The organism is Clostridium intestinale (assembly GCF_035905475.1).
Lineage (GTDB): Bacteria > Bacillota > Clostridia > Clostridiales > Clostridiaceae > Clostridium_T > Clostridium_T intestinale.
Genome location: NZ_CP121166.1, coordinates 4,390,422 through 4,415,458 on the forward strand (window position 1 = coordinate 4,390,422; position 25,037 = coordinate 4,415,458).

The 25,037-nt window shown below is 29.9% G+C and carries 24 protein-coding genes; 20 read left to right on the forward strand and 4 right to left on the reverse strand.

All coding sequences use genetic code 11. From position 1 onward, the window contains the following. Positions 1 to 23: 23 nt before the first annotated feature. From P8F83_RS22155 to P8F83_RS22190, 8 genes are all read left to right on the forward strand, one after another. Positions 24 to 2,777: a sigma-54-dependent transcriptional regulator gene (locus P8F83_RS22155; protein ID WP_326512708.1), complete on the forward strand. Its 2,754-nt coding sequence runs from the start codon at positions 24 to 26 to the stop codon at positions 2,775 to 2,777. Between the two features lie 205 nt (positions 2,778 to 2,982). Beyond that, positions 2,983 to 4,449, forward strand: coding sequence for a sulfatase family protein (locus P8F83_RS22160; protein ID WP_326512709.1), 1,467 nt, complete (start codon positions 2,983 to 2,985; stop codon positions 4,447 to 4,449). A gap of 23 nt (positions 4,450 to 4,472) precedes the next feature. Next, positions 4,473 to 4,799 carry a PTS lactose/cellobiose transporter subunit IIA gene (locus tag P8F83_RS22165; protein ID WP_326512710.1) on the forward strand — a complete coding sequence of 109 codons (327 nt, stop codon included), beginning with the start codon at positions 4,473 to 4,475 and terminating at the stop codon, positions 4,797 to 4,799. Positions 4,800 to 4,864: 65 nt separating this feature from the next. After that, on the forward strand, positions 4,865 to 5,170 hold the full coding sequence (locus tag P8F83_RS22170; RefSeq protein WP_326512711.1) for a PTS sugar transporter subunit IIB: 306 nt from the start codon (positions 4,865 to 4,867) through the stop codon (positions 5,168 to 5,170). Between the two features lie 20 nt (positions 5,171 to 5,190). Continuing rightward, a complete protein-coding gene (locus P8F83_RS22175; RefSeq protein WP_326512712.1) occupies positions 5,191 to 6,525 on the forward strand; it encodes a PTS sugar transporter subunit IIC in 1,335 nt (444 codons plus the stop codon). Positions 6,526 to 6,643: 118 nt separating this feature from the next. Continuing rightward, complete coding sequence (locus tag P8F83_RS22180) at positions 6,644 to 8,014, forward strand: sulfatase family protein (RefSeq protein WP_326512713.1); 1,371 nt, start codon at positions 6,644 to 6,646, stop codon at positions 8,012 to 8,014. 54 nt (positions 8,015 to 8,068) lie between these two features. Beyond that, positions 8,069 to 9,181 carry an anaerobic sulfatase maturase gene (locus P8F83_RS22185; RefSeq protein ID WP_326512714.1) on the forward strand — a complete coding sequence of 371 codons (1,113 nt, stop codon included), beginning with the start codon at positions 8,069 to 8,071 and terminating at the stop codon, positions 9,179 to 9,181. Between the two features lie 16 nt (positions 9,182 to 9,197). Continuing rightward, positions 9,198 to 9,488 carry a YidH family protein gene (locus P8F83_RS22190; RefSeq protein WP_326512715.1) on the forward strand — a complete coding sequence of 97 codons (291 nt, stop codon included), beginning with the start codon at positions 9,198 to 9,200 and terminating at the stop codon, positions 9,486 to 9,488. On the opposite strand, the gene P8F83_RS22195 is transcribed toward P8F83_RS22190, so the two are convergent. After that, positions 9,475 to 10,041, reverse strand: coding sequence for a chromate transporter (locus P8F83_RS22195; RefSeq protein ID WP_326512716.1), 567 nt, complete (start codon positions 10,039 to 10,041; stop codon positions 9,475 to 9,477). The two genes, P8F83_RS22190 and P8F83_RS22195, sit on opposite strands and share 14 nt — an antisense overlap. Positions 10,042 to 10,044: 3 nt before the next feature. Beyond that, the gene (locus P8F83_RS22200) at positions 10,045 to 10,614 is read right to left on the reverse strand and encodes a chromate transporter (protein WP_326512717.1); all 570 of its coding nucleotides are present in this window, start codon (positions 10,612 to 10,614) and stop codon (positions 10,045 to 10,047) included. A 108-nt stretch (positions 10,615 to 10,722) separates the two neighbouring features. Here P8F83_RS22200 and P8F83_RS22205 point away from each other — a divergent pair, with 108 nt between their 5' ends. After that, entirely contained in the window at positions 10,723 to 11,592 is an 870-nt protein-coding gene (locus tag P8F83_RS22205; RefSeq protein ID WP_326512718.1) for a LysR family transcriptional regulator, read from the forward strand. A gap of 109 nt (positions 11,593 to 11,701) precedes the next feature. Here P8F83_RS22205 and P8F83_RS22210 read toward each other — a convergent pair whose 3' ends face one another. Continuing rightward, complete coding sequence (locus tag P8F83_RS22210) at positions 11,702 to 12,529, reverse strand: DegV family protein (RefSeq protein WP_326512719.1); 828 nt, start codon at positions 12,527 to 12,529, stop codon at positions 11,702 to 11,704. A 195-nt stretch (positions 12,530 to 12,724) separates the two neighbouring features. Between P8F83_RS22210 and P8F83_RS22215 the strand changes: the two genes are divergently transcribed. The 4 genes from P8F83_RS22215 to P8F83_RS22230 all read left to right on the forward strand — a co-directional run bounded on the left by P8F83_RS22215 (position 12,725) and on the right by P8F83_RS22230 (position 16,876). After that, positions 12,725 to 13,564, forward strand: coding sequence for a Cof-type HAD-IIB family hydrolase (locus P8F83_RS22215; RefSeq protein ID WP_315110293.1), 840 nt, complete (start codon positions 12,725 to 12,727; stop codon positions 13,562 to 13,564). Positions 13,565 to 13,628: 64 nt separating this feature from the next. Then, positions 13,629 to 15,056: a 6-phospho-beta-glucosidase gene (locus tag P8F83_RS22220; RefSeq protein WP_326512720.1), complete on the forward strand. Its 1,428-nt coding sequence runs from the start codon at positions 13,629 to 13,631 to the stop codon at positions 15,054 to 15,056. 347 nt (positions 15,057 to 15,403) lie between these two features. Beyond that, positions 15,404 to 16,024, forward strand: coding sequence for a GGDEF domain-containing protein (locus tag P8F83_RS22225; RefSeq protein WP_326512721.1), 621 nt, complete (start codon positions 15,404 to 15,406; stop codon positions 16,022 to 16,024). 135 nt (positions 16,025 to 16,159) lie between these two features. Next, the gene (locus P8F83_RS22230; RefSeq protein WP_326512722.1) at positions 16,160 to 16,876 is read left to right on the forward strand and encodes a histidine phosphatase family protein; all 717 of its coding nucleotides are present in this window, start codon (positions 16,160 to 16,162) and stop codon (positions 16,874 to 16,876) included. Positions 16,877 to 16,902: 26 nt separating this feature from the next. On the opposite strand, the gene P8F83_RS22235 is transcribed toward P8F83_RS22230, so the two are convergent. Next, complete coding sequence (locus P8F83_RS22235) at positions 16,903 to 17,472, reverse strand: nitroreductase family protein (RefSeq protein ID WP_326512723.1); 570 nt, start codon at positions 17,470 to 17,472, stop codon at positions 16,903 to 16,905. 186 nt (positions 17,473 to 17,658) lie between these two features. Here P8F83_RS22235 and P8F83_RS22240 point away from each other — a divergent pair, with 186 nt between their 5' ends. From P8F83_RS22240 to P8F83_RS22270, 7 genes are all read left to right on the forward strand, one after another. Continuing rightward, positions 17,659 to 18,000 carry a hypothetical protein gene (locus tag P8F83_RS22240; RefSeq protein WP_326512724.1) on the forward strand — a complete coding sequence of 114 codons (342 nt, stop codon included), beginning with the start codon at positions 17,659 to 17,661 and terminating at the stop codon, positions 17,998 to 18,000. A 36-nt stretch (positions 18,001 to 18,036) separates the two neighbouring features. Further along, entirely contained in the window at positions 18,037 to 18,507 is a 471-nt protein-coding gene (locus tag P8F83_RS22245) for a hypothetical protein (RefSeq protein ID WP_326512725.1), read from the forward strand. A gap of 344 nt (positions 18,508 to 18,851) precedes the next feature. Further along, positions 18,852 to 20,177 (forward strand): hemolysin family protein, encoded by a 1,326-nt coding sequence (locus tag P8F83_RS22250; RefSeq protein WP_326512726.1) that lies wholly within the window; start codon positions 18,852 to 18,854, stop codon positions 20,175 to 20,177. Then, entirely contained in the window at positions 20,167 to 20,670 is a 504-nt protein-coding gene (locus tag P8F83_RS22255) for a GNAT family N-acetyltransferase (protein WP_326514873.1), read from the forward strand. The genes P8F83_RS22250 and P8F83_RS22255 overlap by 11 nt, the downstream gene beginning before the upstream one ends. Positions 20,671 to 20,756: 86 nt before the next feature. Next, on the forward strand, positions 20,757 to 21,032 hold the full coding sequence (locus tag P8F83_RS22260; protein WP_326512727.1) for a metal-sensing transcriptional repressor: 276 nt from the start codon (positions 20,757 to 20,759) through the stop codon (positions 21,030 to 21,032). A gap of 265 nt (positions 21,033 to 21,297) precedes the next feature. Further along, entirely contained in the window at positions 21,298 to 23,160 is a 1,863-nt protein-coding gene (locus tag P8F83_RS22265) for a heavy metal translocating P-type ATPase (RefSeq protein WP_326512728.1), read from the forward strand. Between the two features lie 369 nt (positions 23,161 to 23,529). Beyond that, complete coding sequence (locus P8F83_RS22270; RefSeq protein WP_326512729.1) at positions 23,530 to 25,008, forward strand: methyl-accepting chemotaxis protein; 1,479 nt, start codon at positions 23,530 to 23,532, stop codon at positions 25,006 to 25,008. Positions 25,009 to 25,037: the final 29 nt, after the last annotated feature.

The following is a 25,037-nucleotide window of genomic DNA, read 5'->3' on the forward strand; positions in this document are numbered from 1 at the left end:
AGTGTTTAATGGGAGTGATATTGATGAGTAAAAAATCAAATGAAGAATTAATATTAGAGGTTATTACTGAAACATGTAAAAGGCAAAAAAATAAAGGGTATGAAATAGGATGCACAACGAATTATATAGCAGATAAACTTGACATGCAGAGAGCAAATGTCAGCAGTATATTAAATAAATTATATAAAGAAGAAAAAATAGTTAAAACAAAAGGGAAGCCCGTTATATATTTGGTGGAATCTGAAATAGAGAAGGCAGAGAAAAGAGAGCTTCAAGAGTCCTTTGGTCTTGATTTTTTAATAGGAAGTAGTGAAAGTTTATTAAAGCCTATTCAACAGGCAAAAGCTGCAATTTTATATCCGCCTAAAGGACTTCATACACTTTTATTAGGAGCTACAGGGGTAGGAAAAACAATGTTTGCAGAGTTGATGTATAAATTTGCAATTGATAATGATGTGTTAATGGAAAACTCCCCTTTTGTGTCCTTTAACTGTGCAGACTATTCAAATAATCCCCAGCTCTTATTAGCACAATTATTTGGAGCTAAAAAAGGAAGTTATACTGGAGCAAATGAAGATAAGGAAGGGTTAGTTCAAAAGGCTAATAAAGGAATTTTGTTTTTAGATGAGGTTCATAGATTACCACCAGAGGGACAAGAAATGTTTTTTTATCTTATGGATAAAGGACAATATAAACCTTTAGGGGAGACAGGTGAATATAATAAGGCAGATGTAATTATAATTTGTGCTACTACGGAGAATAAGGATAGCAGCTTATTATCAACCTTTACTAGAAGAATACCGATGGTAATCTCTCTGCCGTCTTTAAGAGATAGAACAATGAAGGAAAGATTTTCTCTCTTAAGTGAATTTTTTAAAATTGAAGCAAGTAAAACTAGCAAAGATATAAAGGTTACTTCAGAGGTTATTAAAAATTTAATGTTATATAATTGTTTAGGAAATATAGGGCAGCTTAAAAATGATATACAGTTAGTTTGTGCAAATGCATTTTTAAAGTGTGTAGTAAATGGTTCAGATTGTATAAATGTTGATATTGATGAGTTACCTGAATATATAAAGAAGGGGATTATAAACTATAAATTACACAAAAAAGAACTAGACGAAATTATCTCTGACAGCTTTATGTTTCATTTTACTATAGAAGGAAGTAAAAATAAGAGGGAAGAAGAAGAGAGTTCAATTGCAAACACCTTTTATGATTCTCTAGAAGAAAGAATTAGTACATTAAAGGCTAGAGGTTTAACAGAAGACGATATTAATTTAATTATGAGTATGGACATAGAAAAGTATTTTAAAAAGTTTATATATAAATTTAATGAAAATATAAATAAGGAAGAGCTTTCTAAAGTAGTAGATGAAAAGGTAATAGAACTAGTTGAAGACTTTTTAAATCATGCTGGGAAAGAGCTTAAAAAGGTTTTCCCTCAAAAAATATTTTACGGATTATGTTTACATGTGGGGTCTTCTGTTGAAAGAATAAGATTAAGCAAATTTGTAGAAAATCATAAGATTAAAGAAATAATAGAAAAATATCCAAAGGAATTTAGTGTAGCTAATTATTTGGCGGATGCTTTGGAGAAAGAATATAGTATTTTAGTACCTAAAGATGAAATAGGGTTTATAACAATGTTTATAACTGATGAGTTTGTAAGTCAAAAAGAAAATAATGATGCCGTTGTAATACTTATAGCTATGCATGGAAATTCTACTGCTAGTTCTATGGCAGATGTAGTTAATAAACTAATCGGAGAAGAGAATACTTTTGGATTCGATATGCATTTAGAGAAATCTACTAAAACTGCATATGAGGAGCTAAAAGAATATATTCCATCTATTAATAAAGGTGGAGGAGTACTTATGTTAGCTGATATGGGTTCTTTAAGTATGTTTGGAGAACTTATAAGTCAAGAAACTGGAGTTAAGATAAAAAGTATAGATATGGTAACTACATTAATAGCACTAGAAGCTTCAAGAAAAGCAGCTATGGGTACAGATATTGATGATATATATAATGAAGTTATACATAAGAATTTATTTAATATTTATTATAGTAATGATTATACAAAGCTAGATAAATCAAAGGAAAATGTTATAATAACTATGTGCTTAACAGGTGAAGGCAGTGCTATTAAACTTAAGAATATGGTTGAAGAACAGCTATATATAGATGATAAAAACATTCAAGTTATTCCAATGTCAATAAGTGATAAGGAAGATATGCACATTAGAGTTAAAAGGATTTTGAAAGAAAAAAATATAATAGCCATCATTGGAACAGTAAATCCTGAGTTACACTCCATCCCTTTTGTTTCTGCAAGCGAACTATTTTTAGATAAAGACTTTACTAAGTTAAAATCTATAATTAATGTTAGAAAAGATATTTCTTCAAATAGACAAAGTATAGAGGAAATATGCGATAAGATTATAGAAAATTTTAAGGAAGATATTAAGTTATATGATCTAAATACCTTTAGAGATATATTAGTAGATTCACTAAAGAGAATAGAAGAAGTTTATTCAATAGAAATGGACTTAGATACTCTTGTAGGATTAAGTATGCATATGGTTTGTGCCTTAGAAAGAATTTTAGGTAGAGAAAAGGGAGTAATTTTTAGCAGAAAAGAGTCGTTTAAGACTTTGTATGCTAAGGACTTAGAAAAGTTAAAATATTTACTTATAAATATTGAGGATAAATTTGAAATAATAATAAATGAAGATGAGTTATGTTATATATACTCATTAATAAAAAGAGTATAATGTGTATGATATCTATTTATACACATTATAATTGATGTGTATAAATAGATTGATGTGTATAAAAATAATTTAATTAATATATCTAAACCCGATAAAGTAAGGCTTTATCGGGTTAATTTTTAGTTGTTATGTGTTTGGCATAGCAATTGCTATTATTTATAGTGTGAGTATAGAGATTAAAAAATAAAAGAAAGAAGGGTAAGGTATGAGTAAAAGACCAAACTTAGTATTATTTGTTGGAGATCAATTACGTGCTGATGCTTTAGGACATTTAGGAAATCCAGCAGCTATCACACCAAATTTTGATAGAATACCTAATGAAGATGGAGTATCTTTTAGAAATACTTATTGTCAAAATAATGTTTGTGTACCAAGTAGATGTAGCTTTTTAACAGGTTTATATCCACATACAAAAGGTCACAGAACAATGCATTACTTACTTGAGAAAGATGATCCGATGTTACTTAAAACTCTTAAAAACCAAGGATATAATGTGATGTGGCTTGGTAGAAATGATATTATTCCAGCTGGAACAGACTTAAGCGATTATTGTGATGAGTATTATTCAGGTTTTGATAAAGGTTCAAACTTTATGAGTGCTAATAAAAGTTGGGAAGAAGGTTTCAGAGGAGATGCTGAGGGAGACAATTATTATTCATTTTATGCAGGAAAGTTAGATGAAGATGCTAATTATGGAAAAGCAGATTGGAATTGTGTAAATAGAGCAGTTGAACTTATAGGAAATTTTAATAATGATAGCGAAAAACCATTCTGTATATATATAACACTATTATTTCCTCATCCTCCATATGCTTGTGAAGAACCCTGGTTTAGTTCAATTGATAGAAATAAAGTTGAAGATATAATAGCCGCCCCAGAAGATTGGTCTAAAAAAGCTAGTATGCTAAAAGGTATATATGATAAGCAAAATCTTCAAAGCTGGAGTTTAGATAGATTCAAAGAATTAAGAGCAACTTATCATGCTATGGTATCTAGACTAGATCATCAATTTGGTATGATAGTTAAAGCTTTAAAAGAAAAAGAGCTTTATGATGATACCTCAATATTTGTATTTAGTGACCATGGAGACTATACAGGAGATTATGGAATAGTAGAAAAAACTCAAAATACTTTTGAGAATTGTGTTAGTAATGTTCCGCTTATAGTGAAACCATGTAAAGATATAAATGTTAAGCCAAGAATAAGTGATGCGTTAGTAGAGCTTGTGGATTTATGCGCAACTATAGCAGAAATGGCTGATTATGAAATAGATTATACTCAGTTTGGAAAATCTGTTGTAAAAGCTTTAGAGGGATCTGAAGAACATAAGGATGCAGTATTTAGTGAAGGTGGAAGAATACATGGCGAAGTTCAAGCTATGGAAGGTGGTCATGGACCAGAGTCAAGTTACTGGCCAAGATTGAGTACCCAAGGAAGTGAAGGACCAGAACACACCAAGGCTGTAATGGTTCGTATGGGAGACTTTAAATATATTGAAAGGCTTTATGAACATGATGAGCTATATGATTTAAAAAATGATCCCAAAGAGCTTAATAATTTAATTAATGATGATAAATATTCTGATTTAGTTATAAAGATGCAAAGAAGAATATTGAGATTTTATATGGAGACAGCAGATTTTGTTCCAAATAGAAGAGACAGAAGATTTTAATAGTGCAAGGAGATGTAGAAATTATGGAACTAGAAGAAGTTATATTTGGATTGATAGTTAATTCGGGAGAGGCAAGAAGCATGGCTTTTGAAGCTTTAAAAAGTGCTAAAGATGGAGACTTTGAAAAAGCTAAAGAGTTTCAAGACTTGGCTAGTAAAAAGTCTATAGAAACACATAAGGTTCAAACTGACTTAATACAAAAAGAAGCTCAAGGAGAAAATATAGCAGTGAGTTTATTAATGGTTCATGCTCAGGATCATTTGATGACTTCTCTTTTAGCAAAAGAGCTTATTAATGAAATTATTTATCTGCATGAAAAGGTAGATAAGCTTGAAAAAAAACAAAAATAAATCAAGGTGTATAAAGATTTTGGTGGCCACTGAAATTAATATAAAATTACAAAGGAGAGTACAAGATGAAAATATTATTAGTTTGTGCAGCAGGAATGTCTACAAGTTTAGTTGTTGAAAAAATCAAAAAAGCTTTAAGTCCAGAGGAACAAAACTGGGTTATAAAAGCTGAGCCAGTTGAATTACTTCCAACCATAATTGACGAATGGGATGTTATATTACTTGGACCTCAAATAAGCTATAAAAAAGCTGAATTAAGTAAATTAGCTGAAGAGCATAATAGACCACTAGATGTTATAAAGCCTATGGATTATGGAATGGGAAAAGGTGAGAATATTTTAAAACAAGTAAAATCGCTAATAAATAAATAGTAAATTTAGGAGGGAAAGACATGTCAGCACTTGATAAAGTACAAGGATTTCTTGAACAAAAACTAGCTCCTATTGCGGGAAAGATAGGAGAGCAAAGACATATATCTGCAATGAAAAATGGTCTTATGGCTACACTGCCGTTAACTATATTAGGAGGATTTACATTAATAGTATCAACTCCTCCAGTTAATCCAGCCGTGGTACAACCGACAAATGCATTTAATAAATTTCTTTTAGCTTGGAAAGCTTGGTCAGTGTCAAACTCATTTGCATTAAATATTCCATATAATATGACAATGGGACTACTAGGATTATTTACTGTTATGGCGGTAGCATATTTCTTATTACAAAAATATAAAATGAATGTAATAGGAGGGGTTATTACGGCAGTTGTTACATTCCTTTGTGTGGCTGCACCAGCAACTGCTGTTAATAAAGAAACGCCAGGAGCTCTATATCTATCTACAGGATACTTAGATGCAAAAGGTATGTTTACAGGAATAATAATTGCTTTTTTAACTGTTGAAATTACTAAATTCTTTATGGACAAAAATATTAAGATAAGACTTCCAGAACAAGTACCACCAATGGTATCAGCACCATTTGAAGCGCTTATTCCACTAATTGTTAACGTTTTACTATTTACTACAATAAATAACCTACTTATAGGTGCGTTTGGCATGAATATTCCTCAATTAGTACTTAAAGCATTTGCACCATTAGTTTCAGCTTCAGATAGTCTTCCAGCATTATTACTTATAATGTTTTTAGTAAATATACTTTGGTTTTTTGGAATACATGGAGGTAATGTAGTAAATGCTGTTGTAGTACCTTTTGCAACTATAAACTTAGCTGAAAATGCAGATGCAATCGCAAAAGGCCTTGAACCAACTCACATTTTATCAGGCGGATTTATTACGTTATGGGGAAATTTAGGGGGGTCAGGTGCCGCTATCGGATTAGTAGTTGCAATGCTTATTGTTGCTAAGTCGGCTCATCTTAGAAGTGTAGGTAGGTTAGGAATTATACCAGATATATTTGGAATAAGTGAACCGCTAGTATTCTCTACTCCAATTATATTAAATCCATTTATACTGATACCATTAATAATAGTTCCACTTATAAACACTGTAATTGTTTACTTTGCATTAACATTAAATATTGTTGGTAAAACATATGTAAGTATTCCATTTACAACACCAGGTCCAATACAAGCGTTTTTAGCAACAATGGATTGGAAGGCTCCTATTTTGTGGATCATGCTTATGGTAATGGATGTACTTATATATATTCCATTTGTTAAAGCCTATGATAAAACTTTAGTTGAATCAGAAAATCAATCAATAGAAGCATAATATAAGAACATTTTGATTATAAGGATGTGAGAAGGATAATATTCGTTTTGAAGATATCTTTTATATCATCCTTATAAGTGCATAGAGATGTATTTACCTTGATGCAGGAGGATAGAAAATGAATGTAATATATATAAACACACATGATAGTGGAAGAATATTAAGCCCATATGGTTATGATGTACCAACACCAAATTTAAGAAAATTTTCAGAAGACGCATTGGTATATAGACAAGCATATTGTGTAGGACCAACCTGCTCACCGAGTAGATCAGGTTTAGTAACAGGTATGTATCCTCATAGTAATGGAATGCTTGGATTATCTCAGAGAGGGTTTGGGCTTAAAAATTATAATTGGCATTTAGTTAATAAAGTTAAAGAAGAGGGATATAAGACTATTTTATGTGGAATTCAACATGAAGCTGGTTCTTATTTAGATCATTCCAAAGGAGCAGCAATTATAGGATATGATGAGGATATAACTTGTGATAATAAAGGAATAGAACAAGAAGACCTTGTGAAGTGGGATTATAAAAATGCTAAAAGTGTTGCAGAATGGATAAAAACAAATGGAAAGAAAGAAAAATTTTTTATATCCTATGGATTATATGCAACTCATAGAAGGTATCCTAAAAAAGTAGATGAATCGATAGATAAAAGATATATAGTTCCACCATATCCAATAGTAGATACAGATGAAAATCGTGAAGATCATGCGAGATATTTAACTTCGGCTGCATGGTTTGATAAATGCTTTGGGCTGGTTATAGATACTTTGAAAGATGAAGGCTTATATGAAGATACAATAATAATATTTACAACAGATCATGGATTAGCAGTACCGTATTCAAAATGTAATCTTTATGATAGTGGGATAGGAGTAGCGCTTGTAATTAGGGTTCCAGGAGTAAAGGCAAATGGGAAAATAACAGATAGCTTAGTATCACAAGTTGATATATATCCGACCTTATGTGATTTATTGAACATAGAAAAACCAGAACGACTTCAGGGTAAATCTTTTGCAAATCTTTTTGTCAATCAAGAGGAAGTACATAGAGAATGTGTATTTGCAGAGATAAATTTCCATACTTCTTATGAACCTGTAAGATGTGTAAGAACTAAAAGATATAAGTATATAAGATATTTTGATGAAGACTATTTAGGAATCAACTATTCCAATATAGATGAATCTGTACCTAAGAATTTTTTGATTGATAATGGACTCAAGGATCAAGTTAAATATAAAGAAGCTTTATTTGATTTATATCATGATCCAGCTGAACGTAGAAATCTCATAGGGTGTGAAAGATACAAAAATACTTTATCGCATATGAAAAAAGTACTTTTAACTTGGCAGGAAGATACAAAAGATCCATTGCTTAAAGGAAATATAGAAATTCAAAAAAGTTGGAAAGTTAATAAAAGAGAGTGTTTAAATCCAAGCTCCAAGAATAATGAAGACTATGATAATCTACCAATACTTGGATAACAGCAAATAGTAAAATATAATATAAATTAGAATTATTGAAAGTAAGGTGATAAGATGCCACCAATAAACATATTGATAAAACCTGCATCAGGAAGCTGCAATTTGAAGTGTAAGTATTGCTTTTACAATGATGTGGCAGAAAATAGAAAAGAAAAAAATTATGGATTAATGAGTTACGATACCTTAGAGGTACTAGTAAAAAAAGTCTTTAAGTACGGAGAGTATTCTGTTGGTTTTGCCTTCCAAGGGGGAGAGCCTACATTAATAGGTATAGATTTTTATAAACACTTAATTGAACTTCAGAAGAAATACAACGTTAATAAAATTAAAGTTAATAATGCAATTCAGACTAATGGTATTAAAATTGATGATGAATGGTCTAAGTTTTTAGCAGAGAATAATTTTTTAGTAGGCTTATCTTTAGATGGACCTAAAGAGGTACATGACTTAAACCGTATAGATATAAATGGTGTGGGAAGTTATAAGAAAATAGAAAAGACTATTGAAAGTTTTAATAGACACGGTGTTAAATATAATGTCTTGTGTGTAGTTACAAAATCTGTAGCTAGACATATACAAAAAATATACACTTATTATAAGAAAAAAGGATTTAATTACCTTCAGTTTATACCTTGTTTAGATGAATTAGGAGAAGAAGCAGGGAAAAATCCATATTCTTTAACGCCAGAAGTATATGCACAGTTTCTGAAATCCTTGTTTGATCTATGGTATACAGATTTTATGGAGGGAAGAAGAATAAGTATAAGAATGTTTGATAACATACTTCAAATTATGTTAGGTTATAGACCGGAGGCTTGTGATATGAGTGGGACATGTTCCGCAAACTTAGTGATTGAAGCTAATGGAACCTGTTACCCTTGTGATTTTTATGTACTTGATAAGTGGAAAATGGGAAATATAGTAGAAGATAATATAAAAGATTTGTTACAAGGAGAGACCGCTAAGGAATTTGTAGAAGTATCCTTAAAAAAGGATAGTTGTAATGGCTGTCAATTTCTATCCTTATGTAGAGGAGGATGTAGAAGGCATTATGAGCCTATAGGGGAAGAGGGGTTAGGAAAAAATTATTTCTGTAGCTCTTATAAGGAGTTTTACAGCTATACAATTTCAAGATTTCAAGAAGTAGCAAGAATTGTTAGTAGATAGTTGGAGGGATAAAGAAATGAAAAAGAAAGAAGAAAAAGTATATAATTTTAGTCAAGAAGAGATGATACTAAGGGATTTCTTAGCAGCAGATAGAACTTTACTAGCAAATGAGAGAACTCTATTAGCGTATATAAGAACCTCAATAGGATTATTAGCTATAGCCATTTCATTAATTAAGTTGTTTGATGATACTTTTACTTATACAATTGGGATAATTTTTATTATTTTAAGTGTAATTCCACAAGTTATAGGTATATCTAGATATAGAAAAATAAATAGGAAACTTGAGACAGTTATTTATAAATAAAAAAGTAGAGAAATCTAATTAGACCACAACTTAGCATAATTAAAATTGGATTGAATTTTGTTTTTCTTAAACTTATTAAAGCTAATGAAAAAAGAATAATAGAAATAAAATCAATATCAGAAGGATTTAGAGATATATTTCCTTCTCTCCATATTGATAGTGTAAAAATAGATATACCAGCTGAAGCAATTAAGGCTATGATTAGTGGGCGAAGGCTTTTAAGAATTCCTTGAACCATATCTACATGTTTATATTTAAAGTATAGCCAAGCTAATAAACACATAATAATACATGATGGTAATACACATCCTAATGTTGCAATTATAGCTCCACTTAATCCAGCAACTCGTATTCCTACAAATGTTGATGAATTTATGGCTATAGGACCTGGTGTCATTTGAGAAATTGTAATTAAATCGGTAAATTCACTTTGTGTAAGCCAGTTATTATTATAAACTACTTGCGTTTGAATTAGTGGGATAACAGCATATCCACCTCCAAAGCTAAATAGACCTATTTTAAAAAAACTCCAAAAAAGATTAAATAGAATCATAAATTATTTTTTCTCCTTACGTTTAGTGTTTAAATAAGTTTTCAATGCGCCAATTGCTATACATATAATAAGTAGATAAATTACACTAATTTTAAAGAAATGAGATAATATAAAGGTTATAATCATTAGTAATATAGATAGTTTTTCCTTCTCTTTAAAGATATCTTGTCCCATATTGATAACAACATCAATAATGACAGCAGCAACACCAGCCTGCATTCCATCGAGTATAGTTGAAACAATCACGTTTTGGCTAAAAGATTTATAAAATAAAGAAATAGTAGATAAAATTATAAGTGGTGGTAAAACTGTTCCTAATATAGTTATTAATGCACCTAGTACACCACAAACCCTATAACCTATTAAGATGGAGGAATTCACTGCTACAGAACCCGGTGCTGATTGAGCTATTGCAACTAAATTTAGAAGTTCGTCTTTTTCAATCCATTTTAAATCATCTGAGAATTTTTTTTTCATCAAAGGTATAATAACGAATCCGCCACCAAAAGTTACTGCGCTTAGATAAAAAGTTGAAGTGAATAGTATTATATAAGTATTAAGATTTTTACGCATAAACATCCCTCCGCAATATAAATTCTACTCCTTGAAGATTCATATGTAAAATAATATAATAATATAAATATCATAAGAAAAAATTATATTATTTAAGGTGGAATATATATGACATTGAGACATATGAAAATTTTCGTTGCAGTATGTGAATGTAAAAGCGTTACTGCAGCTTCAAAAAAGCTCTTTATAACACAACCTGCTGCCAGTCTCGCAATTACCGAACTAGAAGCTTATTATGGGGTAAGGTTATTTGATAGAATTTCAAAAAGATTACATATAACTGAAATGGGTAAACAATTACTTTCTTATGCAACACATATAGTCTCTTTGTTTGACGAAGCAGAAAAAAGTATTAGAAACTTAGATAGTATTGGAATTTTGAGAGTAGGAACAAGTATAACTATAGGAAATTATCTACTCCCTAACTTTGTGAAAAAGTTTCAAGATACTCATAGAAATATAAAAATTAATGCTGTAATTGATAATTCAAAGAATATTGAAGATTTAGTATTAAGCAATGAAATTGATTTAGGACTAATAGAGGGATTCTCTCATAGTGAATATATTGAAAGTAAGATTTTTATGACAGATAGAATGGTTCTTATATGCTCACCTGATCATCATTGGTCTAAAGTAAAAGAAATAGAAATATCTGATTTAAATAATTCAGAATTTATTTTAAGGGAAAATGGAAGCGCTGGTCGAGAAATAATAGATAATATTTTTGAAATGCATGGAATAAATATAAATCAAAGATGGCAAAGCCTAAGTACACAAGCTATAATAAAAGCGGTTAGTAAAAACTTAGGTATATCTGCGTTACCATATCTTTTAGTTAAGGAAAACTTAGATAGGGAAGAGGTCGTAGAGGTATCAATAAAAAATATAACATTGATACAAAACTTTTCAATCATTAGTCATAAAAATAAATTTTTAACTAATTCTGCAAAAGATTTTATGGCGCTTTTCTTGAACTAATAATTATGGATTGTTTTAAAATTTTATAGTTTTTAAGTTTGGATAATTTACATTAAAAATAGAGTGTCGACTTTGTCGACACTCTTAAATAGTAATAAACTTAATTCAGTTAATACGCGATTACTATTCCGCCATTATCAGCATAGACAGTACTTAATCCACTAGCCTCAAAAATAATTACATCTTTAAATGGATATCTATTTTCTATAACTGCTTTAAGCTCAGTGGCTTTTTCTAATGCATGTACGTGTGTTATAGCTAAAACTGTATTTTTAAAGTCAACAGGAGCTTCGCCTATCATATCCACAAGTCTTGAAAAAGCTTTTTTCTTTCCTCTAACTTTTTCTTTTAAAACTATTTCACCTTCACCATTTTCACCCATAATAGGAACTATATTAAGTAGATTTCCTATTATAGCTTGATAATTGCTTATTCTTCCGTTTTTGGCTAGATTATCTAAAGAATTAAGCACAAATAAAGTCTTTAATTGAGATATGTAGCTATTAACTTTTTCCACTATATCTAGAGAACTAAGGTTTTGAGCCAATAATTCTTTTACCTTTAGTGCAACTAAGGATTCTCCAGCACAAGCAGATTTTGAATCAAAAACATGAACCTCACTTCCTGGTTCCATTTCCTCAAACATGTCTTTTGCTGCTATTGCACTATTATGAGATCCACTTAGCTTTGATGATATAGTGACAACATAATTTTCAGCATTCTTTTTAAAGTTCTCAAAAAAGTCATTAGGTGAAGGACATGCTGTTAAGATTCTATTTTTAGTTTCTTTCATCTTTGACAATAAGTCAGAAGTATCTAAGTTTTTGTCAATTATATCGTTACCATCAATTGTAACTATAAAAGGAATTCTTTTTATTTCTGTATCATCCCCAAGGACTTCATTATTAAAATCTACACAACTATCTGTTATTAACATATTTTCTCCTTAATCTATAATTATTAATTGTTAACTTATAATTAATATTCTTATCTATATTATGTGTAAAATTAGAAAGAAAATCAAGGCTTATGGCATAGAAATTTCTTTTTACAAAAATAGAAAGTCTTAATGATTAATATTAGGTTATAATAAAAAAGTAACTGTTAATTTTTAAATAGGGGGATTTAGAGAATGAAATATAAATTATTAGCTATTGATATGGATGGTACTTTTTTAGATGCCGAACATAAGCCGCTAGAAGAAAATTATATTGCAATAAAGAAAGCTGCTGATTTAGGAGTAAAGGTTGTAATATGCTCAGGAAGAATTCCAGCAGCACTTAAATTATTTACAGATGATATGCCTAAGAATCAACCTATTATAGCAGGTAATGGAAGTATAGTGTACGATGGTGATTTAAATGAGATTTATAAGGAATATATAGATCCAGATACTGTAGGCGATATTATTTCAATGCTTAGAAACGAGTATGACCATGTATATTATCATGTTATGGATCCATATGTTGTATATTCAGAAGGTATTGGAAGAATAGTACAAGATTTTTTATTTAAATTAAATCTATCGCTTCCTAGAAAACATAGAATGGAATTTCGTCTAGTTCCAGATTTAGTAACCTATATTGATGAACATAGGGTGAAGGCCTTAAAAATAGAAATTCATGAAGATGATAATAATCTATTTAATGAAATAAGAAGAAGAATTGAAACTATACCAAATGTGGAAGTAGTGACTTCTGGTTTTGGTTCATTAGAAATAGTTAGGAAAGGAATTAATAAAGGTAAAGCTCTTGAAGTATTAGCAAAACACTATGGATATTCTTTAGAGGAATGTATAGCTGTTGGTAATGATGAAAATGATGTTGAGATGATACAAGAGGCTGGTCTTGGGATAGCTGTTAAAAATTCTAATCCAAAGGCTAAAGATGTTGCAGATTATATAACAGAAAATGACAATGATAACAATGCAGTTGCAGAAGTTGTGGAAAAGTTCATACTTAATGTGGATTAAAATAAATTAAGAATTTTTGAAATAAAAATATTTTTAAATATGTTTTACGAAGGGAGAAATTTAAATGAGTAGATTACCAGAAGGATTTTTATGGGGAGGAGCTACGGCTGCTAACCAATTAGAAGGTGCATACTTAGAAGGGGGAAAGGGATTATCTACAGTTGATGTAGTTCCAGCAGGAAAAGATCGTTTCCCTGTGGCACTTGGAAAAATGAAGATGTTTGAATGTGATGAAAATCATTATTATCCAAGTCATGAGGCAATTGATTTTTATCATAATTATAAAGAAGATATAGCACTATTTGGAGAAATGGGTTTTAAAACTTTTAGACTATCTCTTGCTTGGTCACGCATATTTCCAAATGGAGATGATGAGATACCAAATGAAGAAGGTTTAAAATTTTATGAGGACATATTTGATGAATGTCTAAAGTATGGTATAGAGCCATTAGTGACAATTACTCATTTCGATGTGCCTATGAACTTAGTTAAGACAGTTGGTTCATGGAGAAGTCGTAAAATGGTAGGATATTATGAAAGATTATGCGCTACTATTTTTACGCGTTATAAAGGTAAGGTTAAATACTGGCTAACATTTAATGAAATAAATATGTTATTACATTTACCTTTTATGGGAGCAGGACTTGTGTTTGAAGAAGGAGATGATGTAGAAGCTATAAAATATCAAGCTGCGCATCATCAATTAATAGCAAGTGCAAAAGCAACTAAAATTGCTCATGAAATAAATCCTAACTTTAAAGTTGGTTGTATGTTAGCTGCTGGAAATACTTATGCTAATACATGTGCACCAGAAGATGTATGGAAGTCAATGGAGAAGGATAGAGAAAATTATTTCTTTATTGATGTTCAATCTCGTGGAGAATATCCTAATTATGCTAAAAAAATGCTTGAGAAGCTTAATATTAACATAAAGATGGAAGCTGGAGATCTTGAGCTTTTAAAGGAAAACACAGTTGATTTTATTTCCTTTAGTTATTATTCTTCAAGATTAACTAGTGCAGATCCTAAGATAAATGCACAAACAGAAGGAAATGTATTTGCAACTTTAAAGAATCCACATTTAAAAGCGAGTGAATGGGGATGGCAAATTGATCCATTAGGACTTAGAATAACTATGAATGCTATGTATGACAGATATCAAAAACCTCTATTTATTGTGGAAAATGGATTGGGTGCTGTGGATAATCCGGATGAAAATGGATATGTAGAAGATGATTATAGAATAGAATATCTAAGAGAACACATAAAAGCTATGAAAGATGCAGTAAATGAAGATGGTGTTGAACTTATGGGATACACTCCATGGGGATGTATAGACCTTGTAAGTGCATCTACTGGTGAAATGAAAAAGAGATATGGTTTTATCTATGTAGATAAAGATAATGAAGGAAATGGAACCTTAAAGAGATCTAAAAAGAAGAGTTTCAATTGGTATAAGAAAGTCATTGAATCTAACGGAGAGATTTTATAATAAAAATTTTAAAGAGGATGATTTCTGTATTGAACAGAAATCATCTTTTTTGTAATTAGGTGATATAAAAAATAGATTAAGAAAGTTTTTGTTGGAGATGTAAATCAAGATGCAAACTTGAGGTGATAAATTCTTAACATAATAGTTAATGAATAATATTATAATGTAATATATAATATTTAGTATATTAATATTTTAGGAGAATTATCATGTTTGAGTTTCGAAAGTTATTGATATTTTTGGCCGTAGCCATACTGCTTTTCTATATGATTAAATTATTATACTTCACTAATAAAAAATGGCCTCTTAAATCATATACCTTCCTTATATTAATAGGAGGATTAGCTTTGCTAACAGTTGCAACCTTTGCTGATTTTATAGGAAGTATTTTTGATTATGAGTTTATTAGCAATATAAGAAAAGTTGGATTTACTTTAGGCGGAATTATATACATAATAGGAGTAATATTGTGGAGCAACTTCACTAAAACAATGATGAATAAATTAGAAAAGTCAGCTATGACAGATCATATGACTGGTATTTTAAATAGAAATGGAATTGAAAAGATATATGATTCTGTTGCAAGAGAGAAAAATCCTTTTTTTGTTATAGTATGTGATTTAGATGGAACCAAGATGGTTAATGATACATATGGACATATAGAAGGAGATTATTATATAGATGAAAGTACAAAGATAATAGCTAATGTGGTTGGATTAAGAGGTCATATATCTAGAATTGGCGGGGATGAGTTTGTAATTCTTTTATCATATACAACTATAGATGCTTTAAACGATATGATTAAAAATATAAAAAAGAGGGTAAGTGATATTTATTCTAATAAGAATCTTGGAATTAGTGTAGGTTATTCAATGTTTCCTAGAGATGGGAAATATCTTACTGATTTAATTAAAGTAGCAGATAAAAATATGTACGAGGATAAAAAAAGCTTAATAGATGTTAAGTGATTTTAATGGTACTTTTACAAAAAAAGAAATTTATAAAAGAAAAATTGATATATAATTAATAGTATATAAACTTTGTTATAAGAAAAATTTAGTGTAATAAGGGTAATTTTAATAAAGATTGTGAGGAATTTATAAATGATTGTGGATAATAATAAAGTTGTACTATATTTAATGAGACATGGACAAACTATAATAAATAAAGCTAAACGTGTTCAAGGTTGGTGTGATGGAGTATTAACTAAAGAGGGAGAAGAGATAGTTACAAGTACTGCTTTAGGATTAAGAGATATAGAATTTAAAGCAGTTTACAGTAGTGATTTAGGACGCGCAATTAAAACAGCTAAAATTGTTATAAGAGAAAATAAAGCTAGTAAAGGCTTAGAACTTGTAGAGGTTCCAGGGCTTAGAGAAATGCATTTTGGGAAATACGAAGGAGAAATAGAGAAGGTTTTATTTAATGATATATTTAAAAAATTAAATATTAAATCCTTTGAAGAAGCCTTAAAAATACCTGACTTTGGGAGAGCTTTTGCAGATACTTGTGCATCCTTAGATGAAACTGGACAAGCTGAAAATTATAATATTATGATTAATAGAGTAATGAGTGCATTAACTGAAATCACTAAAGAAGCTTCTAACAATGGAGGAGGAAATATTCTTTTAGTAGTACATGGAGGTATACTTAGGAATATTTTTAATCAATTAGATAAAAGCATTGATGTATCTGGAATCGAAAACGCTAGCATATCAAAAGTAGAATATGAAAACGGCGAATATAAAGTTATAACTACAAATGATATGATCTATAAAATAAAAGGTGAAAAAATAAGAGAAGAAGAATTCAGTAATTAATCTGAATTCTTCTTTTATCTAGTAAATTATTTTATAATAATGTCCTCTAACTTTCTTTTTGGAACATGATGTGTTTGATTTTCATCTCTCCAGTATTTAATATCCGAAGATGAAGAAACACTTTCTATAATAACTTCTTCTTTTGGTTTTCCTAAAGCTATAACCATAGCTATTTCTTGATTATCACTTAAATTAAGAGCTGGTGCTAAAACTTTTTTATTTACATTTAAAAGCATACAACCACCAAGTCCTTTTTCTACAGCAGCTAATAGAATATTTGTAGAAGCAATACCTACATCAATAGCAGGATTTTTACTTATAGAGGTATCATTAACGAGTATTAAGTAGGCACTTGGCTTTTCTCCTTCTTCAGGACCAGCCCAATCTTTTAGGTATCCGGCCCATCCAAGAGTATTAAAAATCACTTGATTTTTTTCATAATCGTTAGATAATACATATTTTAGAGATTGTAAATTAGCAGCTGAAGAAGATAATCTCCCTAAATCTACTAGTTCAAGTAAAGTTTCAGTGCTTATTTTTTCATCTTGATAAAAACGTCTGTAAGATCTATTTTTCTTTATTAATTCTGATAACATTTTAAACCTCCCTAATAAGTTATATATATATTATTATGTGTAACTTTATTACCATTTTATAGCAAGTGAAATAAATACACAAGCAATCTAGCTTATTACTGTATAAGACTACTATTATATGTAACCAGCATGGTATAATTAGGATTATAATAAATCAATAAAATATATGGTGATTAGGGGATCGGCATGGATAAAAAGCAGATTTTGAAGAATTTTTTGAGATGGTTTTTAATTGTTAATGTTATTACATTTATTGGGGGATTAGTGGATGCATTTTACTGGATTCCTTATGGCGAAAGAGGAGGAGTAGGAGGATTTCCTGTATTCACTCTGTATAGTATTGTTTTGGGTGTTTTTATTGGGATAATTTACAGTGCTATAAATTTTAGAAATAAAAATCAGTCTAAAGGAGTAAAAATTATTCAACTATTAATTTCAATCTTTAGTATAGCTGTTCCTATATTAAATTTAGTAGGAGCTTTACTTGGAATGGGAGTTGGCTATGTTATTGTAAAAATATTTATGTAATAGAATATTGAATGTATTTAGCAAGGAGGTAAAGTAATGGGTTTTTCAATAATAGGAACAATGATTGCAATAGCTATATTTATACCTAATTTATTAATGATAAAATTTCCACCAAATAATGTGCCTAAGAATTTAAAAGATGCAGGATTTATATTTACTATTTTAGAAAGAATAGGTCAGGTTGGATGTATTTTAATTTTAGTTATATCTAAAAATAACTTTGAGAAATTGACTATAAACATTTGGGCTGTTTTTATGGTATTTTGTATATTGATATATTATTTTTTGTGGGGTAGATATGTAGTTAAAGGACAAGAATACAAACTTTTATGGGAGCCTTTAAGTTTTATACCTATTCCTATGGCTGTTTTTCCAGTGGGAGCATTCTTATTTGCTGCTTTTTTAGGAAAATCAATTTGGTTAGGTATTTTAGTTGCATTTTTAGGATTAGGACATTTTGCTAATAGTTGGTATAGCTATAAGGAATTAAAAAAGAATCATATTTAAAGAAAGATAAATTTCAATAAATATGATTCTAATTTAGGTAATATATTAAAAAGTTATTAATGTGTTGGAACTATATAGCTGCCATCAAAGTTAATCATGTTCAGGGAAAAATATTTAAAAGCTGAACATGATTTTTGTAAAGGTAAGGTATTCCTTAATATATTGTGTAATATTGAGATATTTATGCTGGAAAGTTATAGAAGATTAAATTGCTTTTAAATTCAGTGAAAAAAGAAATATAATTGGATTTATACAGTTTAAGTAAAATGTGATATAATTTATAGCAATTAATAAGTAACTATAGAAAACAACTGGGTATAACCTTAGGAGGAGCTTGAAAATATATGATCATTTTAATAAACATTATAATTGCACTTTTACTTGTATTTATGAATGGTTTCTTTGTTGCTACAGAGTTTGCCATGGTAAAGGTGAGAAAATCTAGAATAGAAACTTTAATGCTTGATGGAAATAAAAGTGCAAAACATACTTTAACTGTTGTAAATGACTTAAATTCCTATTTATCTGCATGTCAGCTAGGAATAACCTTAGCTTCTTTAGGCTTAGGGTGGATAGGGGAACCAGCAGTTGCAGATGCTTTAAGTCCGCTATTTAATTTATTTCATATGCCAGAATCTCTTGTACATTCAATTTCTTTTGTTTTGGGATTTGCAATCATTACTGGACTTCATATTGTACTTGGAGAATTAGCACCTAAATCATTAGCAATTATAAGTGCAGAAAAAATAGCTATGTACACAGCATTACCATTAATAATGTTTTATAGGTTGACATACCCAATAATGTGGGCATTTAATCATAGCACTAATTTAATTTTAAAGAGCTTTGGAGTATCCCAAGTAGATGAACATGATGCAGCACATACTGATGAAGAGATAAAATTATTGGTTGAGGATAGTTATAAACATGGGTTAATAGATAAAACAGAATTAACTTTTGTTGATAATATATTCGATTTTTCAGAAAAAACTGTAAAAGAGATAATGATACCTCGTACAGATATGGCTTGTATATTCCTAGAGGATTCCTTTGAGGAAATTATAAAATATGCAATGGATGAACAATTAACTAGATATCCTGTATGTAGAGATAGCAAAGATAATATTACTGGGTTTGTGCATATTAAAGATTTATTTAGGTTAAAAATTGAAGGTAATAATGAAAATATAGAGAACATAGTTCGTGAGATTAAATTTGTTCCAGAATCAATGTCAATAAGTGAACTTTTAAAGATATTTAAAAGAGAAAAACCTCAGATGGCTATTGTTATTGATGAATATGGTGGAACTTTTGGATTAGTTACTATTGAGGATATATTAGAGGAAATAGTAGGCGAAATTCAAGATGAATTTGATGAAGAAGTTGATAGTATTACAAAAACTGAGGATAACAATTATGTTGTAGATGGAAAGCTTATTCTTGATGAAATAAATGAGCTTTTAAAGATATCAATAGAATCTGATAATATTGATACAATAGGAGGCTGGATTTATTCGCAGTTGAAAGCATATCCTAAGATTAATGATGTAATTGTTTATGAAAACTATGAATTTGTGGTTTTAGAATGTGATAATAAGAGAATTAATCAAATACTAATAAGAGAATTAGACAGTAAGGGAATGAACGATGGAGAAGAGATTGAACTTTAGAAAAACAGTTAAAGCAGATGTTGATAATGTAATGGTAGTAATAAAGCAAGCACAAGATTATTTTAAAGAACTAGGAATAAATCAATGGCAAAACAATTACCCAAATAGTGATACAATAAATAATGATATTGTGAACGGACATAGCTATGTATTATTGAAAGATGACAATATTGTTGCTACGGTAGCCGTATCCTTTGATGGAGAAAGTACATATAACAATATTTATGATGGTAAGTGGATTACTAATGATAAGTATGCTGTAATACATAGAATAGCTGTTGATAATACATATAAGGGTCTAGGTTTATCATCTGAAATTATAAAAAAAGTAGAAGAGCTTTGTTTAAGTAAAGATGTTCATAGCATTAAGGTTGATACTCATAGAGATAATTTATCTATGCAAAAACTTATTAAGAAAAACAAGTTTGAATACTGTGGGATAATTTATTTACTTGATGGTAATGAAAGAATATCCTTTGAGAAAACATTCTAGGAAATAGCTAAAGTTGACTTTAGTTAATATGAATGATATTCTTTCTACATATTAATAACGATGGGGTTAGTGAATGGAGGGTTATCATGCGTCAATGTATGGATTCGGATAATTTACATAGAAGAATAAAGAAGATTATGGGACAGTTAAATGCCATAGATAGAATGGTAGATGAAGATGTAGATTGTGAGAATATTTTGATTCAAATAAATGCAGTTAAAAGTGCAATGCACAAAGTTGGGCAAGTAGTATTAGAAGGACATTTAAGCCATTGTGTAAAAGATGGTATAGAGCACGGAGATGCTGATAAAACAATTAAAGAATTTGCAAAAGCAATAGAACATTTTTCAAGAATGTCATAATGAAAGTAAGTAGTCAATGAAAATTGGCTACTTTTTTATTGCATAGGAAAGTGTATTCTTTCCTATGCAATAAAAAGGCAAAGGGTGCAGGGGAAGTTGTGTTCCCCTGCCTGTTAAGGAGGGTGCTCAGACACGCAGTGTCGTCGAAGGGAACCATAGGGTTCCCTAGCGAAGTGGCGACAGCCACTTTTTTATTGACAAAAAATAGTATAAACAATATTATATACATATACCCCTATAGGTATAATGGAAGGGAGATATTGTTATGGCTATAGTAAATTCACTATTTAAAGATGAAGAAAATCGCACCATAGTAGCACTTATAATTTCAGTAATATCACTTATACTTAGTTTCTTTGACTTAGTACAAGCTCCTATTGATTTAGCATGGATTGCAATTATTCTATGTGGGATTCCTATAATTAAAGAGGCTATAATTGGAGTAGTTACTGAATTTGATATTAAAGCAGACGTATTAGTATCTATGGCGTTAATTGCATCAGTTATAATAGGAGAAACTTTTGCAGCTGGAGAAGTTGCATTTATTATGACTTTAGGTGCGCTACTAGAAGAGCGTACTGTTAAAAAGGCTCAAGCAGGAATTGAAAAATTAGTAAACCTAACACCAACTACAGCAAGGGTAATTAAAAGTGGAGAAGAAAAGATAATTACTGCTAAAGAGGTATTAGTAAATGATATCCTTAAAGTATTACCAGGAGAAACTATACCAGTTGATGGAGTTTTGATAAAAGGGGAAACCTCAATAGATCAATCAGTTATGACTGGTGAATCAATGCCTGTAGATAAAAAGACTGGAGATGAAGTCTTTAGTGGAACTGTAAATCAATTTGGAGCTTTTGAAATGAAAGCTATAAAGGTTGGTGAAGATAGTTCACTTCAAAAAATGATTCGTCTTGTTAAGTCAGCAGATGCTGGAAAAGCTAAAATAGTTGGTATGGCAGATAGATGGGCAACTTGGATTGTTGTTATAGCTTTAATATCAGCAGCGGCAACTTGGTTTATTACAGGAGAAATTATACGTTCAGTTACTATACTAGTTGTATTTTGTCCATGTTCCTTAGTATTAGCAACACCTACAGCAATAATGGCAGGGATAGGAAATGCCACTAAATACGGTATTTTAATTAAAGAAGGGGATGCCCTAGAGAGATTATCAAAGGTAAGAAAAATAGCTTTTGATAAAACAGGTACATTAACTTATGGAAAACCTAAGGTTACTAAGGTTAAGTCTTTTGATGAAGCTATTTCAGAAGAACAGCTATTAAAACTAATAGCTAGTGTTGAAAAATCATCAGAACATCCACTAGGTAGAGCAATAGTAGATCACTTTAATTCAGTATCAAAGTTGCAACTAGAAGACATAACAGACTTTAAGATGGCAATAGGTAAAGGGGTATACGGAACTATAAGTAGCAAGAAGGTTTTAGCAGGAAATGACAGGCTCTTAAAGGAAAACAATATAGCTTTAACTTCTTCTCAAGAGGATAAAGTTAAAGAATTTAGAAGCAAAGGATGCACAATTGTATTTTTAGCTGAGAACTCTATAATAAAAGGATTTATAGTGTTAGAAGATGTGTTAAGAAAAAACTCTAGAGAAATGATTGAGAACCTCAAGAAATTAGGAAAAGATACTGTTTTACTTACAGGAGATAATAAGCAAACAGCTTCAAATATAGCTTTAGCATCAGGAATTGATGAATTTTATTCAGAGTGTTTACCAGAAGATAAACTATCCGTAATTGATAAATTTCAAAGTGAAGACGAAAGAATTTGTATGGTAGGAGATGGAGTAAATGATGCTCCCGCTTTAAAGAAATCCTTCGTAGGAATTGCTATGGGAGGAATAGGTAGTGATATAGCTGTTGAGGCAGCAGATATAGCACTGATAGGTGATGATATAAAAGCAATACCACACTTAATGGAGCTTTCAATAAGAACTATGAGGACAATAAATATTAATATTATCATATCAATGATATTAAACTTTGTAGCAATTATACTTGCTATGGCGGGTGTTTTAAATCCTATATTGGGGGCATTGGTACATAATATAGGATCTGTAGTTGTAATAATACATTCTGCATTATTGCTGAAGTGGAAAAGTTAATTATAAAAGAATTTTATTATAAATAGATTTAAATAATACAAAGCTGCGATTTGTTCGTGGCTTTTTTTGTCTGAAAACATTCAGTTAGGTTATGCAAGGATTATACAGATAAAAGGCAAATAAATCAGCGGTATGCAGGTGATTTATGCAAAAGCACAGGAACATTGGAAAAGTGGTGAATAGGGCTTCAGAAAAATAGGAACAGCATAAAAGCGGAGAAGTAAAACATAGGTGCAGTGAAACAGTGCTGAGATTTATAAAGTAGAAAATTGATGGTGTATATAACTAAAACTCATTGACAAAGTATATAAATGGAGATAAAATCTACTAAATAGATAGGGATAATATGCAATTGAATGGGGGAAGGTTATGTTAAAAAATATATTTTCATCAAATTATATAAAAGAGGTAGATTTACTACTAAGAGATATTTCAAGAGGGGATCTCACTAAAACTTTTGAGGGAGATAAAGTTAAAAGATATACGCTAGGAGCTAATCTAAATAAAGTAATATTAAAGCTTAGAGGGTTAATAGCTCAGATTATTACACTATCAGATAAAATTATAAATTATACTATAGATCTAAAAAATGCTGTAGCTGATATTAAAGCCTCAAGTAAAGAAAATGCCACTATGATTAATGATATTTCTAATAATATGGAAAAGCAGATGGAACTCATCGAAGAAACAAAGGATTATTCTCATGAAGTGAGCGATTGGTCAAAGCAAATTGCAGAGAATGCTGAAAACATCAAGACAATGGAAAAAGAAAATATAAGTGCATTAAACTCAAGCTATGAAAATCTTGAAACACTAATAAGGAAAATAGAAAATACGGCTGAATCTAACTTAAATACTAGTAAAAAAATAATAAATCTTAATGAAAAAACTTATTTAATAGAAGAGATAGTAGATGAGGTTGGGAAGATAAGCAAAAGCACGAATCTCTTAGCCTTAAATGCATCAATTGAGGCGGCACGTGCAGGTGAATATGGAAGGGGCTTTGGAGTTGTGGCTGAAGAAATAAGGAAACTTGCAGAAAATTCAGCAGTACAAGCTAAACATATAGAGGGAATTATAAATGAAGTAAAACAAGAAATACAAGATATTTCTAGTAGCTTACAAACTGAAATAGAGGACATTAAGGGATATGTAGAAGTATCAAAAACAACAAAAAACTATTTAAATACATTAAAGGTACAAACTCATAAGTCTTTTGATGAGTTTATAAAAATAGAAGATCATATAGCAAGTCAAGTTGATAGAATAGAGAAAATAGATAATGCAGTAAGTGATGTATATGAAACATTTGAGTATTTATTTTCTACTACCTCAGAAATAGCGGCTTCCTCAGAAGATCAATATAAAATAACAGAAAATATATTTAATAGATTAAGTAACCTTAATGATATGAATAAAGACATAAAAGAGTACGTGGATAGTTTTGTAAAAAATTATAAGATTGACGATAAAAAGCAACAATATATAAATGATGGAATAGCTACATTAAAAAAAGTAGCTGAAAACTCTAGTTTTATAACTATGGATTATGCTAAAGCTACTCCAGTATTATTAAGCGAAATAAAAAAGTATCCTTACTTTGAATTAATCGCATTAATGCAGAAGGATGGCTTAAGAAAAGCCATTACTTTGGATTATTCTGAAGATGAAGTGTATGTTAATTTTTCTCATAGACCATACTTCAAAGAAGCTATAAGTGGGAAGGACTTTATTTCGGAACCCTATATATCTGTAGATACAAATAGTTATTGTATCGCAATGTCTGTGCCTATAAAAAGTGAAACAAATCAAATATTAGGAATATTAATGGCGGATTTAAAATTATAAATTTAGAAAAAAAGTATTGACATACAATT

Excerpts from the sequence above, each read along its gene's own strand:
- P8F83_RS22155 (WP_326512708.1), top strand. The coding sequence starts at position 24 with ATGAGTAAAAAATCAAATGAAGAATTAATATTAGAGGTTATTACTGAA.
- P8F83_RS22160 (WP_326512709.1), top strand. The coding sequence starts at position 2,983 with ATGAGTAAAAGACCAAACTTAGTATTATTTGTTGGAGATCAATTACGT.
- P8F83_RS22165 (WP_326512710.1), top strand. The coding sequence starts at position 4,473 with ATGGAACTAGAAGAAGTTATATTTGGATTGATAGTTAATTCGGGAGAG.
- P8F83_RS22170 (WP_326512711.1), top strand. The coding sequence starts at position 4,865 with ATGAAAATATTATTAGTTTGTGCAGCAGGAATGTCTACAAGTTTAGTT.
- P8F83_RS22175 (WP_326512712.1), top strand. The coding sequence starts at position 5,191 with ATGTCAGCACTTGATAAAGTACAAGGATTTCTTGAACAAAAACTAGCT.
- P8F83_RS22180 (WP_326512713.1), top strand. The coding sequence starts at position 6,644 with ATGAATGTAATATATATAAACACACATGATAGTGGAAGAATATTAAGC.
- P8F83_RS22185 (WP_326512714.1), top strand. The coding sequence starts at position 8,069 with ATGCCACCAATAAACATATTGATAAAACCTGCATCAGGAAGCTGCAAT.
- P8F83_RS22190 (WP_326512715.1), top strand. The coding sequence starts at position 9,198 with ATGAAAAAGAAAGAAGAAAAAGTATATAATTTTAGTCAAGAAGAGATG.
- P8F83_RS22195 (WP_326512716.1), bottom strand. The coding sequence starts at position 10,041 with ATGATTCTATTTAATCTTTTTTGGAGTTTTTTTAAAATAGGTCTATTT.
- P8F83_RS22200 (WP_326512717.1), bottom strand. The coding sequence starts at position 10,614 with ATGCGTAAAAATCTTAATACTTATATAATACTATTCACTTCAACTTTT.
- P8F83_RS22205 (WP_326512718.1), top strand. The coding sequence starts at position 10,723 with ATGACATTGAGACATATGAAAATTTTCGTTGCAGTATGTGAATGTAAA.
- P8F83_RS22210 (WP_326512719.1), bottom strand. The coding sequence starts at position 12,529 with ATGTTAATAACAGATAGTTGTGTAGATTTTAATAATGAAGTCCTTGGG.
- P8F83_RS22215 (WP_315110293.1), top strand. The coding sequence starts at position 12,725 with ATGAAATATAAATTATTAGCTATTGATATGGATGGTACTTTTTTAGAT.
- P8F83_RS22220 (WP_326512720.1), top strand. The coding sequence starts at position 13,629 with ATGAGTAGATTACCAGAAGGATTTTTATGGGGAGGAGCTACGGCTGCT.
- P8F83_RS22230 (WP_326512722.1), top strand. The coding sequence starts at position 16,160 with ATGATTGTGGATAATAATAAAGTTGTACTATATTTAATGAGACATGGA.
- P8F83_RS22235 (WP_326512723.1), bottom strand. The coding sequence starts at position 17,472 with ATGTTATCAGAATTAATAAAGAAAAATAGATCTTACAGACGTTTTTAT.
- P8F83_RS22240 (WP_326512724.1), top strand. The coding sequence starts at position 17,659 with ATGGATAAAAAGCAGATTTTGAAGAATTTTTTGAGATGGTTTTTAATT.
- P8F83_RS22245 (WP_326512725.1), top strand. The coding sequence starts at position 18,037 with ATGGGTTTTTCAATAATAGGAACAATGATTGCAATAGCTATATTTATA.
- P8F83_RS22250 (WP_326512726.1), top strand. The coding sequence starts at position 18,852 with ATGATCATTTTAATAAACATTATAATTGCACTTTTACTTGTATTTATG.
- P8F83_RS22260 (WP_326512727.1), top strand. The coding sequence starts at position 20,757 with ATGCGTCAATGTATGGATTCGGATAATTTACATAGAAGAATAAAGAAG.
- P8F83_RS22265 (WP_326512728.1), top strand. The coding sequence starts at position 21,298 with ATGGCTATAGTAAATTCACTATTTAAAGATGAAGAAAATCGCACCATA.
- P8F83_RS22270 (WP_326512729.1), top strand. The coding sequence starts at position 23,530 with ATGTTAAAAAATATATTTTCATCAAATTATATAAAAGAGGTAGATTTA.